We start from the raw sequence: 13,660 nt of genomic DNA, 5'->3' as shown, positions 1-13,660 counted from the left end.
CAGCAGTGTGGTCCGGGGAACGGGAGGGGGGCGTGTCCGTTCCGGACCCCGCTGGGGGGGGAGGTCTCTTGCCACCCGTTGGGCTTTTTTGGGGGCGGTTCCCGCCGGGGGGGGCCCCCCCCCCCCCCCCCCGCGCTCGGGTGGGGCGTCATCACGCCGGGTGGGAGTGATGAGGCGGCGGTGGGACGACCACACCGGTGCCCGGCGGCCGCACTGTGGTCGGTGCCGTGCCGTCGTGGTCGTCCCGGCCGGGCGTCAGGCGGAGACGATGTTCTCCGCCTGCGGTCCCTTGCGTCCTTCGGTGACCTCGAACGACACCTTCTGCCCCTCGGTCAGCTCCCGGTAACCGGCACCGGTGATGTTGGAGTAGTGGGCGAAGACGTCCGGCCCGCCGCCGTCCTGGGCGATGAAGCCGAAGCCCTTCTCGCTGTTGAACCACTTGACCGTTCCAGTAGCCATACCGGCCTCCTATGCCTGAACGGCCCGCACCGTGCGGGCCCGGAGAGTGCGGGCCCGACATGGGGTGTGACAGCACGAACGCCCGTGATCGCGATCACGGGCGCACACTTCGGAACCACGACTTCTCTGCGTCCGACCGTACCCGAACAGTGGTCGGCCTGCTACGCAGCGCACACCGTGGCCGTGTGTCGCGCGCCCCCGCGTGGCGCGGGACCTATGCCGAGGGCACGCTGGAAGAAGGGATCCCCCCAATTCCGCACGTCGAGGAGGTGGCTTCCCCATGACGGAGCCGAGCGGTTCGAGAACCCCCACTGCCGACCCGGCGGCCCGGGGCAGGACGACCATCGCGGACGGGGTCGTGGTGAAGATCGCCGGAATGGCGGCCCGAGAGGTGGACGGTGTCTACTCCCTCGGCGGCGGGCTCGCCCGCACCGTGGGAGCCGTACGGGACCGCGTCCCCGGTGGCCGCGCGAGCGTCACGCGCGGCGTCAAGGTGGAAGTCGGCGAGCGCCAGAGCGCCGTCGACCTCGAAGTCGTCGTCGAGTACGGCGTGCCCATAGTGGACCTGGCCGGCGCCGTCCGCGAGAACGTCATCGAGGCGGTGGAGCGTATGACGGGCCTGGAAGTGGTCGAGGTGAACATCGCCGTGGACGACGTCCATCTGCCCGAGGAGGAGGACGAGGAGACACGCGAGGGACGCGTTCGGTAGTCCCGGCGGGCCGCGCCCGTCGGCCTCGTGACGGGCGGCAGCGAGGCCCCTTCGCGCCGACGGGCAGGCAGCAGGCCGGCGATGGGCCGGTACCGCTGCCTGCCGTGAGGGCGCCGCGACCGCTACATGGGGTCGATGTTCCCGCCCGAGATGCCACGCTCCTGCTCGCTCTGCTCCCTGAGGCGACGAGCCTTGTCCCGCAGCCGCTGGCTGTCGTCCGGGTCGGTGGCGCGTTCCGCGGCCTGCTCCAACTCCTGCGCCTTGGAGCGCATCTGCTGGATCCGGCTGCTGGGTTCGTCCGCGATGCTCATGGGTCCCTGCTTTCCGTCTGGTCGGGGTGCCTCGAGGGCCGGGCCAGATCAGACAAACACTGCCTCTCCGCATCCGCATCCCGGACCGTCACTCAACGTTACCGGCGCGTGCCGCGCCGAGTCGGGGGTAACGGAAGCTCAGGCAGACCGACCCGAGTGGGGGGCTTGTGATGGCGCGGACCGTGCTGCGCGACAAGGTGGCGGAGGACCGGCGGGGGGCGCCCCGGTGGGGCCGGGTGGTGGCGATGCTGCTGGCCTTCGCGGCGATGGTGGCCTTCGCCGTGGTGCTGGCCCGGCTGACCCTGGAGCCGTCGGCCGCCTCCGAGCCGCTGACCCACAGCAATCTGCGCCCGGGAGACTCCATCCGCGACTATCTCGCGCAGCCCGCTCTCCGGGACACGGTCAAGCAACTCGGCGGCAACGTCCTGCTGGGCGTCCCCTTCGGCGTGCTCCTGCCGGTGCTGGTGCCCAAGGCTCGCGGGCTGCTGCGGGTGGCCGTGGTCACCGCACTGGTGATGCTGCTGGTCGAGCTGGTGCAGGGCGCCCTGATCACGGGGCGGGCCTTCGACATCGATGACGTCCTGCTCAACACGTCGGGCGCCCTGCTGGGTTACCTGCTGATCGGCCGCCGGCTCGGCAGGGCCGTACACCCCAGGCGTCACCACTGGTGGCACCGCTTCACCAAGCGGGCGACGACGCCGACCGAGCGCTAGCGGCGGCACTTCCGTCCGGCCGCACTCAGAAGAACGCCGGGTCACCTCCGAAGCCGACGGCCAGGTGGTACGCCTGGGCGGCGTTCACGCAGTTGATGTGGGCCAGGGGGGTGAAGTAGGTGTCCTGGCAGACCCGCTCCATCTCGGTGCGGAACCTGCTGTCGATCCAGTTCTTGGTCTCCCGGGTGGGGCTGAGCCTCAGTTCGTGGTTGGCGCCGTAGTTCCGGTACCCGAAGTCGTGCTGGACACAGGCGGGGCGGAACACCTCGCTGTACGGGGCGTAGCCGTTGGGTACGGAGCAGCCGTCGGTCGTCCAGTTGAACGGCTCGACCCGTGGGGTTCGAGCGAACTCCCGGTAGGTGAGGTTCATGATCCGGTCCGCCTGTTCGCGCACGGCCGGGTCGGCGACGGCGGGCGTGGAGTCGGCGGCGACGCCGGTGCCGGCTGTGGCGACGACACCGCTCAGGGCGGTGGTGGCAGCGAAAGCGAGCGCGGCGAAGGTGGTCGAGAGCTTCCTGCGCATCGGGCCTCCAGGTGGTCGGTCGTGGGCGGAGGGGGCCCGCCCACGACTGCAAACGATCAGCCGGATGCGAAGTTGCTGAGGGTCCCCTGTACGAGGAAGGAACGCCGGCCGGAACCGGGGAGGGAGCCGTGTCACGCCCCGCCACGGGTGGTGGCACCGTGCCGCGCCGGGCGGAACAGGTCCTTGAGGGCCTCGGACGTGGAGCCTCCGGTGGCGTCGACGAACCACTCCCGACCCAGTACCAGTCCGAAGAGGGGCGCCGGGAGCCGCACCAGTGCGCGCAGGACCGGGGCCAGCCGCCCGCTTCCGTTCACCTGCGACCGATGGGCGGCGAGGGCTGCCCGCTTCTGCGAGGCGTACCGGCGCACGTCGACCCGGTGCGTGATCGCCGAACGGGGGCTGTACGCGGTACGGGAGACGGCGTCGACGCGCAGCGGAAGGCGCAACCGGTCGACCAGCCTCGTCAGACCGGCCACCAGGTCCTGCGGCATCGTCGCCTCCAGCAGCCGCTGCACGCCCGCGATCTCGGCGGCGCGCCGGCCGACCTGGTGCACCCTGACGTGGTCACGGTGGCCGTATCCGCCGTTGGCGTCGTAGCTGAGGAGCACGTCGGTCCGCTCCGCCCGGAGGATCGCGGCCAGGCGCTCGGCGGCTTCGCCGGGGTCCGCGCGTACGAAACGGGACCGGTCCGGCGGATCGGGTGGCAGCACCTCGCCGTTCCCGCTGTCCGCGTACCCCAGGTGCACCACACGCGCGGCCCCGAGCAGCGCCGCGCTCCTCCGCAGTTCCGCCAGACGGGGCGGCTCCCCGTGCTCTGGGGAGGGGCCCATCTCGCCGTCCGTGGCGACGACGATCACGACGCGGTGTCCTTCGGCTGCCGCCCGGGCGAGCGTGCCCCCCGTCATCAGCACCTCGTCGTCGGGATGAGCGTGGAAGGCCAAGACAGTTGCCATGGAGTCACATCCTGCCCTACTCGCCCCCCTTGTCCGCGGGCTTACGTCACGTACCAGCCCCCCAGCCGGCTGGCCCAGCGCGGCAGCCTGCGCACCTTGCGGCGACCGACCTGTATGCGGGTTTCCCAGGTGAGGACGTCTTCCGGTGTGCCCCATGCCTGGGCGGCCAGGGAGTTGATGCGGGCTTCGACGCCGCGCAGGTGTCGCCCTATGCGCTGGATCGCCAGGTTGACCCCGCGCAGCCACAGGACCGCCAGGATGAGGACGAGGCCGGCGATGTACAGGTTGAGGGCGCCGAAGGTGAGCCGGTTGGAGACCGCGAGCAGGGCCGAGATGACACCGGCGAAGCCGATCATGTGCATGCGGGACGCGACGCGTAACGCGACTTCCTCGCGCAGCGTCCGGTACTCCTCGAACAGCGCCGCGATCTCCTGATCGAGCTGACGGTGAGCCGGAGTTCCGGAAGGTCCGGCAGAGTTCTGCGATGGCACGCGCGCCCCCACCCCAAGGCCCCATGACCGACATGAGGGGCATACCCGCGGCAACCGGCACCCACACGGCGGCCGCGGGCCGGTTCGGAGGCATCAGCCGCTCGCGGGCGGGTTCAGATCCGCCAGCCCCGGATGCGGTCCGCCGCCTGGTAGACGGTGGCCTTCGCCGCCTGGATGTCGCGGACCAGCTCCACGAGCGCCCCGTACGGGGCGTCGATGCCCTCACCGGAGGCGTGCATGTAGGCGACGGCGACCTGGCAGGCGTACAGGGAGTTGCGGTGCGGCAGCGGCTGGAGGCGCACGAGGGTGTGCAGGAGGGCGGCCGCGCGCCAGGCCGGGTCGGGTTCGGCCGTGGTGGGGCGTGGGATGCGGGTCTTGTGCCGGGCGACGGCCGCGACGAGGGCGGAGTAGTCCGCGACGGACACGTCCTCGGGGACCGCCTGCTCCTGAACGTCCAGGAGCCAGGGGACGTCGACGTAGAACACCATCAGGCGGCCGCGCCTCCCCTTCGGCCCTCGGCCCTCGGGATCTCGTCGGGGAAGGCCTCGTCGAACTCGGCGCGGTGGGCCTCGCCCCAGGAGACGGCGTAGCGGACGAACTGGCGCCGCTGACGCTCCCGGAGGGGCAGGTCGTGGACGTACTGCTTGAGCGATTTGCCTTCGGCGGCCGCCGCGGCGCGGACCTCCTCCAGCTCCTCGTCGGTGAAGGTGATGTTCAGGGACGGCATAACCCTCATGGTACCTAGTAGGTACCTGACCGGCCAGGGGTCGCGGGGGGAGGGCCGCCGGGCGTCCGTCGGCACCGTCATGCCGGGTGGCCCGGCGAGAGCCCCGCGACGTCGCTGAACATGGTGAGGGCGGGCCGCCCCGGCACCGGCGGGGAGGCCTCGACGGGGTCGAGCAGGAAGCCCACGTGGTCACCCCCGTCGATGCGGCCGTGCACCCGGCCGACGAACCAGGCGCAGGCGTCGGGCAGCACGGGCGCCCCGCCGTGGCCCGGCCGCCAGGCGACTTCCTGGAACTTGTCGATCTCGTCCCCGGTCTCCTGGCCGAACAGCCGGGCCAGTTCATCCTGTTCGCGGAGGAGGAGGTGAACGGCGAGATGGCCGGCCTGCCGTGCCACCCGGTAGGTCCGGTTGGCGACGGACAGCCATACGGCGAAGCGGGGCGGGTGGATGGAGCACTGCGAGGCGAAGCCGACGAGACAGCCGGCCCGCTCACCGCCGGCCTCGGCTGTCACGACGTACATCGGATAGTCCAGCAGATCGCTGAACGCGTCGAGTTGAGCCACAGGTCGACACTAGCCTGCCGCACCGGGCCGGGCTCGCGTTGCCTCAGCGGCGGGCGAGCCCGGGAGCCGGACCGGGGACGCTCCCTAGCGCACCCAGACGTTGATGACCGGCGAGACGACGCGCTTGCGGCTGTCGACGAGGCGCAGCTTGTTGTGGCCCTTCAGGCCGAGCATGACGCGCATGCTGTAGGTGGAGCGGGAGGTCGTGTTCATGGAGGCGGGGAGGGTCACCCAGCGCCGGTTCTGCTTCTGCTGCAGGATGACCTTGCTGCCCGGCCGCAGGCTCTTGACGACGCCGCGGATACGGAACTGCTGCCACGCTCTCACGCTCTTCACCGTGGCGGTGGCGGACGCGGTCGTGAGTGCGGTGGCGGCCGGCTTGTTCGGCGCGGACGACGGGGACGAGACCGCCACGGCCGTCCCGACCGAGCCGGCGATCAGCGCGGCGGCGGAGATTCCGGCGCCCCAGGTACGTGCGAACTGACCCATTGCTATGTCTCCCAAGCGTAGGGGGGTGGCTTCAGCGGGCTCACCATAAGCACGTAGGTCGATAACCGGATTATTCGATACGAACCAGATAATCCATCCAGCGTCAACCCCAGTGCTGGGAGTAGTGCTCGCGGAGGTGGTCGCGGTCGGCGCGCTCCGACAGGAGACGGCCGACGGCGAGGAGGGCGACCAGGCTCACGCCGATGACGCCGAGGCCCGGGATGAGCTCACCCACGCTCACGATCGCGGTGACCGTCCGGCGCCCGGAGCCACCGCCCGGCGGTGCGGCGGCCTGGGCGGGCGGCGCGGCGCCGGCGGGGGACGGAGGGGTGGACGGAGGCGTGGACGGAGCTGCGACAGTGCCCCGGTCGGCCGCCAGGCGCCCGTCGATGACCCGTACGCCCAGCGCGGTCAGGGCCGAGGTCACGGGCTGGAAGAACGTCATGCCACCCTCGACGCAGTCGCCGTTGCCGCCCGAGGTCACGCCCAGCGCGAGGCCTTCCGCGAGCAGGGGCCCTCCGCTGTCCCCGGGCTCGGCGCAGACCGTGGTCGCGATCAGTCCGGTCACCGTGCCCTCGCGGTAGTTCACCGTGGCGTTCAGCGCGGTCACCCGGCCCGAGCGCAGCCCTGTGGTGCTGCCGCTGCGGAAGACCTCCTGCCCGACGACGGGGTCGGCCGCGCCGATGACGGGCACGCTCCGGCCCTCGCCGATGTCCACGGCGTTGGACCCGTCGAAGGCGTCGCGGTCCTCGTACCGGACCAGGGAGAAGTCCTTGCCCGGGAAACTCTGGGAGACGGTCGTACCGATCTGCCCGTCGAGTCCCTGGTCGCCACTGAACCAGCGGGTGCCCTCCGGACCGCAATGCCCGGCCGTCAGGATGAAGTTGTCCTGGCCGTCGGTGACGTTGAAGCCCACGGAGCAGCGGCCGGTGCCGTTGAAGATGGGGACCGCGCCATTGATGCGGGTGGTGAACTCGCCCTGGGTCCGCTGCATGCGGACGAAGTCACCCGCCCGGTGGGCGACGTCGGACATGCGCGACCAGTCGGCGGCGGAGACGCTGCGGTCGGCATAGACCTTCACCTGGTTGGAGGCGTAGTCCACCACCCAAGCGGTGCCCGGCACTCTGGGCGCCCGCTCCAGGGTCTCGGTCGCCGAACTGAGGTCTTCCATGCTGTGCCGCTTCACCTCGGCCCGCGCCCCCGCCCGCCGGACCTCGGCGGCCGTGGCGTCGTCGGTCACCGCGACCACCGGACGGCCGTCGGCCCCGATCCAGCTTCCGGCGGTACGCGAAGTCCCCAGCCGCGCGACGAGATCCGCCGCCACACCGGCGGGCGGGGCGGCACCGTCGACAGCCGTGCGGCCGCCCGTGGGTGTCTCACCCGCGACCGCGTGCGACACCATCAGCCCGCCGCAGAGCAGCCCTCCGACGGCCGCCAGCCTGATGGCCCGCCGGAGAGTGCGCCGCCCGTGCTTCATCCATGGCCCCCAATGCCGTACCGGTGCGAAACAGAAGGTCGCCCTCCCATACGTGCCGCCGCACCGTTCGGTTCACCGGGTCAGCCGCCGCCGGGTGTCACCAGGCCCGTCTCGTACGCCACCACGACGGCCTGCGCCCGGCTGTCCAGGCCCAGTTTGTTCATGGCGCGGTTCAGGTGCGTCTTGACGGTGGCCTCGCTGATGAACAGCTCGCCGGCGATCTCCTGGTTGCTGAGGCCGCGCGCGGTCAGCCGCAGCACCTCTGTCTCCCGTCCGGTCAACACGTCCAGGGCCGGGGGCGGTTGGCGATCCCCGGGGACGGCCTGCCGCGCGTACGCCTCGACCAGTCGCCGGGTGACACTGGGCGCGAAGAGCGCGTCGCCCCCGCCGACGGCGGCGACCGCGGCGAGCAGCCGCTCGGGCCCGGAGTCCTTGAGCAGGAAGCCGGAGGCGCCCGCGCGCAGCGCCCCGTACACGTACTCGTCCAGGTCGAAGGTGGTCAGCACGAGGACCTTGGGAGCCGGGTCCGGGGCGTCGGCGAGGATCCTCTCCGTGGCCGCGATGCCGCCCATGCCGGGCATCCTGATGTCCATCAGCACCACGTCCGGGCGGGTTTCGGCCACCAGCGCGACGGCCTCCTCGCCGTCACCGGCCTCCCCCACGACCTCCATCCCGGGCGCGGCACGCAACAGCCCCACCAGGCCTGCCCGGATGAGGTACTGGTCGTCGACGACGAGCACCCTGGTCATTCCGTCGTGCCGTCTCCCTGCCGTGCGGTCCGGGTGGAGGTCGGCAGGGTCAGCCTGACGGCGAATCCCCCCTCGCTCCTCGGGCCGATGCTGATCGTCCCCCCGTACAGCTTGGCCCGCTCCCGCATCCCGATCAAGCCATGTCCGCCGCCCTCCCGCACTCTGTCCTGAATCACCCCCTCTCCGTCGTCCGTGACCGACACCGCCACATGGTGCGGCCGGTAGTGAACCTCCACCAGCGCGCGGGAGCCCGGCGCATGTTTCAGTACGTTCGTCAGGGCCTCCTGGACGACCCGGTACGCACACAGGTCGACGCCCGGCGGCAGCGGGCGCGGCGTACCGTCGACGCGCAGCTCGACCGGCACTCCCCCGGCCCGTACGCGCTCGGCGGTCTCCTCCAGGCGGGCGAGGCCCGGCATGGGCGCGGCCGGGGCGCCGTCCCCGTCGGCGCGCAGCACCTGCAGCACGCGCCGCAGTTCCTCCAGGGCCTCCGCGCTGGTGCCGGCGATGGTGCCGAGGGCGGTGCGGGCCGTGCCGGGGTCGGAGTCGAAGACGAAGCGGGCCAGCCCCACCTGCACGGAGATCACCGACATGTGGTGGGCGACCACGTCGTGCAGTTCACGGGCGATCCGGCCGCGTTCCTCGGCGACCTCGCGCCGGGCCCGCTCCTCCTGCTCGGCCCGCAGCCGACGGGCCAGTTCGGCCGTGCGACGGGCCACATGCCCGAAGCGGACCAGGACCAGGGAGAAGCCAATGGCCTGGCCGACGACCGACGGCATGGCGGCACGGTCGCTGACGAGGCCCGCGTAGATCCACACGGCGCTCATCAGGGCCGCGCAGGCGGCGGCGGTGCGCAGGGGACGCAGGGAGGCGACCGTGTAGACGGTGAGCATGGGGGCGAAGGAGTTCACCACGGGCCAGTAGCCGGCGGTGACGTACACGGTCCACATCGCCAGCACGAAGAGACAGACGGCGACGGGCGCCCTGCCGCGCACCACGACCGGCAGGTTGACCAGCCCCACCAGCAGGTGGCCGGCGAGGCCGAGCGCGGGCCACCCCTGGCTCGTGGCCTCCTGCCCGAGCAGCACGGCCACGCCGGTCAGCGCCACCGTGATCAGTACGTCGGCGACAAGGGGGCGGATCCGCATCGCCGCAGCGTAACCCGGCCGCCGAGGCGTTACGTCAACCCCTCGCCGTACCGCGGAAGTTGCAGGTTTCCCGGGCCTACCGCCGCGGGAGGCCGCGAATGTCGAACCGACGTGGGACGACGCGGCGGACCGGCCTCCGTAGGTTCTTGCACCAGCACCACGGCGCCGCGGCAGACCACCGCGGCCGCCGGGACCACGGACCTTCGGGGGACCCGACTGGGGACCGGGCTCGTGGTCGTCGGAAAGGAATGACACGACATGAACCTGCGCAGGGTGAACGCACGCACAACGAAGGAACGCGTCGGGAACGTAGGCACTGTGCCCGTGGGCAGCCGTATGGCGCTGGGTGCGGTGGTGCTCGCCGCCGCGGCCACCGCCGCACTGGTGCCGCCGGCCGTCGCGGCCACCCCGTCGGACGTCGGCGTGGCCGCGGCGTGCACGGCGTGGCGGACCATCCAGGTCGACGACAACGCCGCGGGGGTCAAGTACCGCGAGTGCGACCGGTACAGCGGTCTGAACACGCAGACCAAGGCCCAGCTCTACATCTGGGACAACCGCCGCGACGGCAAGGTCGCCCAGGTTTACACGGCCACCGGATCCAACCTGAACGGCCGGTGGCACCAGTCGTGGGAGAAGTACTACGTCTGGGGCACCGAGAGCCACCACAGCCCGCTCGTGGACACCGGCTGGCACAAGGGGCATGACGTGAAGGTGCTGCTCAAGAACGTCCGGGGCTGATCCACCGACGGGGGTATGCCGGTGCCCCGCCCTCCTGGGGGAGGAGGGCGGGGCACCGTCACGCGACCGGACGGGCGCTCATCGATCCGTCGCTCACGATCCGGCACGCATAGATCCACGTGGGCGGGTACCCGCACCACCGGCCGACGTGCGCGGCAGGCCCCTGCCGCGCCGCAGACCGGGAACGAGGAGACGCTGATGAGCAGGGTAAAGGAAGCGGTCGAGGTCGAGGTCCCCGTCCACACCGCGTACAACCAGTGGACGATGTTCGAGGAGTTTCCGCAGTTCATGGAGGGTGTGGAGGAGGTCGTCCAGGTCGACGACCGCCACAACCACTGGAAGACCAAGATCGGTGGGGTGCGGCGCGAGTTCGACACCGAGATCGTCGACCAGCTCCCCGACGAGCGGATCGCGTGGAGGACGATCAGCGGCGACACCCACCAGAAGGGTGTGGTCAGCTTCCAGCGCCTGGACGACACGCACACGCGCGTGGAGCTGGTGATGGACGTGGAGACCAGCGGTATGGCGGAGAAGGCCGCGGATCTCACCGGGACGATCGACCGGCGCGTGAAGGGCGACATGCGGCGGTTCAAGGACTACATCGAACGCCAGGGCGGCGAATCCGGCGGCTGGCGCGGCCGCATCAGGCCGGGCGAAAGCTGAGGGGCCGGCGACGACGGGCCGAGCCCGACCGGGACCTGACCGGGGCCGGAGGCGGAGGGAAGCGGAGCTGTATCCGCTCATCCCTCTCCCTCCGGCCCCGCGGCGTGTCAGCCGGATCGGGCCGGAGCAGGGAGCGGCGTCCGGTGATCCGGAGGCCACGCCCTGGGCGGGCGCCGGGTCAGCAGGTCATGCCCCGGGAGCGCAGCCACTCGCACTGCGTTTCGCCGGACGTCCTGCCACCGTCGTACGCGCGGGGGTCCTTGTGGCCGGGGCCGACGGGCTCATGCGCCTCGAAGACGCCGTCGCCGTCCAGGTCTCCCCCGTGGGGGTCGATCGTGCCGCTCGGGTTCCGGCAGGCCGCCCGGACGGCCGGGTCGGTGGTGCAGACCTCGGGCCCGGCTTCCTGGTGCACCGCCGCCTTCTTGTGCACGGCCGTGGCCTGGGCCTTCACCGCATCGGCCAGGGAAGCGCCGGTGAGTTCCAGGGACACCGCGGCGGCCGGCCCGCCGGCCTGCCGGCCCGCCGGTGGGTCACCGGAGCCGCACGCCGACAGCGTGAACGCGAGGCCTGAGGCCAGGAGGACCGAACCGGCGAAGGCAGCGGCGCGGCGGGCAGGTGATGCGAGAGCCGGAAGAACCATGGGGACGCCCAATGAGCGATCGGCGTGTGGGTGATATGCACCCTACGACCGCGCTCGAGATCAGGTCAATGATCGAGGGCCGGCGGCCCTCGGCCTCGCCCTCCGGACTGACCGCGTGTCAGTCCAGGTCGTAGTCGAAGACGTAGGCGACGGACGGTTCGCCGTGCCTGGTGGTGAAGGAGCCGGTTCCTCGCAGCCCCGTCAGGTCTCCGGTGGCTGTTCCGGCGACCACCTCGAAGGTGCAACGGACGGTGCCGTCGGGGTCGAAGGAACCGCGCTCCTCGACGACGAAGGTTCCCTTGCGCCCGTCGACCCGGCCGTTCAGCAGCTCCATCCCCGCGAACGAACCGGTCGTCTCCGTGGCGTAGGCGATGGTGTAGGCGCACGTGGTGGAGGGGGCTTCGATGCCGCCGGTGAAGGTGTTGGTCACCGAGGCGTGGGCGAGCCTCGGGCTGGTTTCGCCGGGCCCCGCCGGACGTTCCTGCCAGTCGGCGAAGGTGAAGTGACCGGTGGTCTGCGTGGGCATGGGTGTCCTCTCGATCGGCCGCTCCGGGCTCGTGCCCCGCGGTGTGCGATCAGTCTGGGCGCGGTACATGACACCTTCTGTCAGGTAGGGCGCGACAATGGCCCCATGCGTGCCGACCGGCTTCTCTCCCTGCTGTTGCTGCTCCAGAACCGCGGGCGGATGACCGCGCCCGAGCTGGCCGCGGAACTGGAGGTGTCGGTCCGTACGGTCTACCGGGACATCGAGGCGCTCGGCGCGTCGGGCGTCCCGGTCCACGCCGAGCGGGGGCCGGAGGGCGGGTACCGGCTGATGGACGGGTACCGCACGCGGCTGACCGGGCTCTCCGGCGCCGAGGCGAGCTCCCTCTTCCTCGCCGGGGCGCCCGGCCCCGCGCGCGACCTCGGCCTGGGCGCGGTGCTCGCGACCGCGCAGCTGAAGTTGCAGGCCGCTCTCCCGGCCGGACCGGCGGAACAGGCGCGCCGCGTTCAGGACCGGTTCCACCTGGACGCGCCGGCCTGGTTCCGGGACGCGGATCCCGTCCCGTATCTGGAGGCGATCGCCGGGGCGGTGTGGGAGCAGCGGGTGCTGCGGACCCACTACCGGCGTTGGGGTGGTGAGGTGCACCGGGAGCTGCGGCCGCTGGGCGTCGTCCTCAAGGGCGGCATCTGGTACGTGGTGGCGGTGGCGGACGAGGCCGTGCGGACCTACCGGATCGCGCGGTTCCTGGACGTGGAGCCGACGGGGGAGGTCTTCGAGCGACCGGCGGGGTTCGATCTGGCGGCCTACTGGGAGGAGTCCTCCCGGCGCCTCGAGGCCGCGCTGCACCGGGGAACCGCCCGGCTGCGGATCTCGCCCCGGGCGCAGCGGCTGCTGCCCATGCATTTCGGTGCGGTGGGCGCGCGGGCCCTGGAAGGCGCGGGGCCGCCCGACCAGGACGGCTGGGTACGCGTGGAGCTGCCCGTCGAGACGGAGTCCGTCGCGGTCGGTGACCTGCTGAGGCTCGGGACGGAGGCGGAGGTGCTCGGTCCCCCGGAGCTGCGGCGGGCGATCGCCGAGGCCGTCGCCGTCCTGGCGAACCGGTACGCGGCGCCCTGAACGCACGGCTGGGGCCGGTAGGCTCATCCGATCATGGATGTGAACGGGGACACCACGATGGTCACCGTGCCGGCGGGACGGGTGACGCTGTCGGACCGGCGGACCCGGCGGAGCTGGCCGGTCGACCTGGCGCCCTACCGGCTCGGGGCGTTCCCCGTCACCCGGGCGGGGTACGCCGACGTCACCGGCGGGCGGCCCGGCGAGACCCCGGGCGGTGACGGCCCGCCGGTCGGGGACGTGTCCTGGTGGGACGCGGTGCGTTTCTGCAACGCCCTGTCCGAGCGGGAGGGTCTGGCACCCGCGTACCGCCTGGGTACGGACACCCACGACGTCGAGTGGGACGTATTCTCCGACGGCTACCGGCTCCCCACAGAGGCCGAGTGGGAGCACGCGTGCCGTGCCGGTACGACCGGGGCGCGGTACGGGCCGCTGGACGAGATCGCCTGGCACCGCGGGAACGCACGGGACCGAATCCACGACGTGGGCGGCAGACTGCCCAACGCGTGGGGCCTGTACGACATGCTGGGCAATGTGTGGGAGTGGTGCTGGGACCTCTACGACCCCGAGGTCTACGGCACCTACCGGGTGCTGCGGGGCGGCGGGTGGTTCGACGAACACTGGAGCTGCCGCGCGTCGGTGCGCCGCCGCAGCCACCCGACCCTGCGGATCGACGACGTGGGGTTCCGGGTGGCGCGGTCCCTGTGAGG

At 71.9% G+C, this 13,660-nt stretch carries 20 protein-coding genes; 6 read left to right on the top strand and 14 right to left on the bottom strand.

Annotation, left to right across the window (positions count from 1 at the left end):
- Nucleotides 1–255: 255 nt before the first annotated feature.
- A complete protein-coding gene (locus tag ACZ6C1_RS20750; RefSeq protein WP_469242580.1) occupies nucleotides 256–459 on the bottom strand; it encodes a cold-shock protein in 204 nt (67 codons plus the stop codon).
- 280 nt (nucleotides 460–739) lie between these two features.
- On the opposite strand from ACZ6C1_RS20750, the gene ACZ6C1_RS20745 reads away from it, so the two are divergent.
- The gene (locus ACZ6C1_RS20745) at nucleotides 740–1,168 is read left to right on the top strand and encodes an Asp23/Gls24 family envelope stress response protein (protein WP_469242579.1); all 429 of its coding nucleotides are present in this window, start codon (nucleotides 740–742) and stop codon (nucleotides 1,166–1,168) included.
- Between the two features lie 122 nt (nucleotides 1,169–1,290).
- Here the strand turns inward: ACZ6C1_RS20745 and ACZ6C1_RS20740 are convergent, their stop codons facing one another.
- Complete coding sequence (locus tag ACZ6C1_RS20740) at nucleotides 1,291–1,479, bottom strand: DUF6381 family protein (RefSeq protein ID WP_469242578.1); 189 nt, start codon at nucleotides 1,477–1,479, stop codon at nucleotides 1,291–1,293.
- Between the two features lie 170 nt (nucleotides 1,480–1,649).
- Between ACZ6C1_RS20740 and ACZ6C1_RS20735 the strand changes: the two genes are divergently transcribed.
- Entirely contained in the window at nucleotides 1,650–2,192 is a 543-nt protein-coding gene (locus ACZ6C1_RS20735; protein WP_469242577.1) for a VanZ family protein, read from the top strand.
- 25 nt (nucleotides 2,193–2,217) lie between these two features.
- Here the strand turns inward: ACZ6C1_RS20735 and ACZ6C1_RS20730 are convergent, their stop codons facing one another.
- From ACZ6C1_RS20730 to ACZ6C1_RS20685, 10 genes are all read right to left on the bottom strand, one after another.
- Entirely contained in the window at nucleotides 2,218–2,715 is a 498-nt protein-coding gene (locus tag ACZ6C1_RS20730) for a phospholipase A2 (RefSeq protein ID WP_469242576.1), read from the bottom strand.
- Between the two features lie 131 nt (nucleotides 2,716–2,846).
- A complete protein-coding gene (locus ACZ6C1_RS20725) occupies nucleotides 2,847–3,668 on the bottom strand; it encodes a PIG-L deacetylase family protein (RefSeq protein WP_469242575.1) in 822 nt (273 codons plus the stop codon).
- 41 nt (nucleotides 3,669–3,709) lie between these two features.
- The gene (locus ACZ6C1_RS20720; RefSeq protein ID WP_469242574.1) at nucleotides 3,710–4,159 is read right to left on the bottom strand and encodes a hypothetical protein; all 450 of its coding nucleotides are present in this window, start codon (nucleotides 4,157–4,159) and stop codon (nucleotides 3,710–3,712) included.
- A gap of 113 nt (nucleotides 4,160–4,272) precedes the next feature.
- Nucleotides 4,273–4,647: a toxin Doc gene (locus ACZ6C1_RS20715; protein ID WP_469242573.1), complete on the bottom strand. Its 375-nt coding sequence runs from the start codon at nucleotides 4,645–4,647 to the stop codon at nucleotides 4,273–4,275.
- The gene (locus ACZ6C1_RS20710) at nucleotides 4,647–4,886 is read right to left on the bottom strand and encodes a hypothetical protein (protein WP_351825321.1); all 240 of its coding nucleotides are present in this window, start codon (nucleotides 4,884–4,886) and stop codon (nucleotides 4,647–4,649) included. The genes ACZ6C1_RS20715 and ACZ6C1_RS20710 overlap by 1 nt, the downstream gene beginning before the upstream one ends.
- Nucleotides 4,887–4,963: 77 nt before the next feature.
- Nucleotides 4,964–5,449, bottom strand: a complete 486-nt coding sequence (locus ACZ6C1_RS20705) for a flavin reductase family protein (protein ID WP_469242572.1) — start codon at nucleotides 5,447–5,449, stop codon at nucleotides 4,964–4,966.
- A gap of 84 nt (nucleotides 5,450–5,533) precedes the next feature.
- The gene (locus ACZ6C1_RS20700; RefSeq protein ID WP_469242571.1) at nucleotides 5,534–5,938 is read right to left on the bottom strand and encodes a hypothetical protein; all 405 of its coding nucleotides are present in this window, start codon (nucleotides 5,936–5,938) and stop codon (nucleotides 5,534–5,536) included.
- Between the two features lie 103 nt (nucleotides 5,939–6,041).
- A complete protein-coding gene (locus tag ACZ6C1_RS20695) occupies nucleotides 6,042–7,415 on the bottom strand; it encodes a S1 family peptidase (RefSeq protein ID WP_469242570.1) in 1,374 nt (457 codons plus the stop codon).
- 80 nt (nucleotides 7,416–7,495) lie between these two features.
- Nucleotides 7,496–8,164 carry a response regulator gene (locus ACZ6C1_RS20690; protein WP_469242569.1) on the bottom strand — a complete coding sequence of 223 codons (669 nt, stop codon included), beginning with the start codon at nucleotides 8,162–8,164 and terminating at the stop codon, nucleotides 7,496–7,498.
- Nucleotides 8,161–9,312, bottom strand: coding sequence for a sensor histidine kinase (locus tag ACZ6C1_RS20685; protein ID WP_469242568.1), 1,152 nt, complete (start codon nucleotides 9,310–9,312; stop codon nucleotides 8,161–8,163). Before ACZ6C1_RS20685 ends, ACZ6C1_RS20690 begins: the two co-directional genes overlap by 4 nt.
- Nucleotides 9,313–9,636: 324 nt before the next feature.
- Here ACZ6C1_RS20685 and ACZ6C1_RS20680 point away from each other — a divergent pair, with 324 nt between their 5' ends.
- Both ACZ6C1_RS20680 and ACZ6C1_RS20675 read left to right on the top strand, forming a co-directional pair.
- Complete coding sequence (locus ACZ6C1_RS20680; protein WP_469242567.1) at nucleotides 9,637–10,050, top strand: hypothetical protein; 414 nt, start codon at nucleotides 9,637–9,639, stop codon at nucleotides 10,048–10,050.
- A 198-nt stretch (nucleotides 10,051–10,248) separates the two neighbouring features.
- Nucleotides 10,249–10,713, top strand: a complete 465-nt coding sequence (locus ACZ6C1_RS20675; protein ID WP_469242566.1) for an SRPBCC family protein — start codon at nucleotides 10,249–10,251, stop codon at nucleotides 10,711–10,713.
- A 178-nt stretch (nucleotides 10,714–10,891) separates the two neighbouring features.
- On the opposite strand, the gene ACZ6C1_RS20670 is transcribed toward ACZ6C1_RS20675, so the two are convergent.
- Entirely contained in the window at nucleotides 10,892–11,353 is a 462-nt protein-coding gene (locus ACZ6C1_RS20670) for a hypothetical protein (protein WP_469242565.1), read from the bottom strand.
- Between the two features lie 118 nt (nucleotides 11,354–11,471).
- On the bottom strand, nucleotides 11,472–11,879 hold the full coding sequence (locus ACZ6C1_RS20665) for a DUF3224 domain-containing protein (RefSeq protein ID WP_469242564.1): 408 nt from the start codon (nucleotides 11,877–11,879) through the stop codon (nucleotides 11,472–11,474).
- Nucleotides 11,880–11,984: 105 nt separating this feature from the next.
- Here ACZ6C1_RS20665 and ACZ6C1_RS20660 point away from each other — a divergent pair, with 105 nt between their 5' ends.
- Nucleotides 11,985–12,953, top strand: a complete 969-nt coding sequence (locus tag ACZ6C1_RS20660) for a helix-turn-helix transcriptional regulator (protein WP_469242563.1) — start codon at nucleotides 11,985–11,987, stop codon at nucleotides 12,951–12,953.
- Between the two features lie 33 nt (nucleotides 12,954–12,986).
- A complete protein-coding gene (locus tag ACZ6C1_RS20655) occupies nucleotides 12,987–13,658 on the top strand; it encodes a formylglycine-generating enzyme family protein (protein ID WP_469242562.1) in 672 nt (223 codons plus the stop codon).
- Nucleotides 13,659–13,660: the final 2 nt, after the last annotated feature.

This window comes from Streptomyces sp. NPDC041796, assembly GCF_055590785.1.
This window is presented reverse-complemented; position numbering and strand designations above follow the sequence as displayed.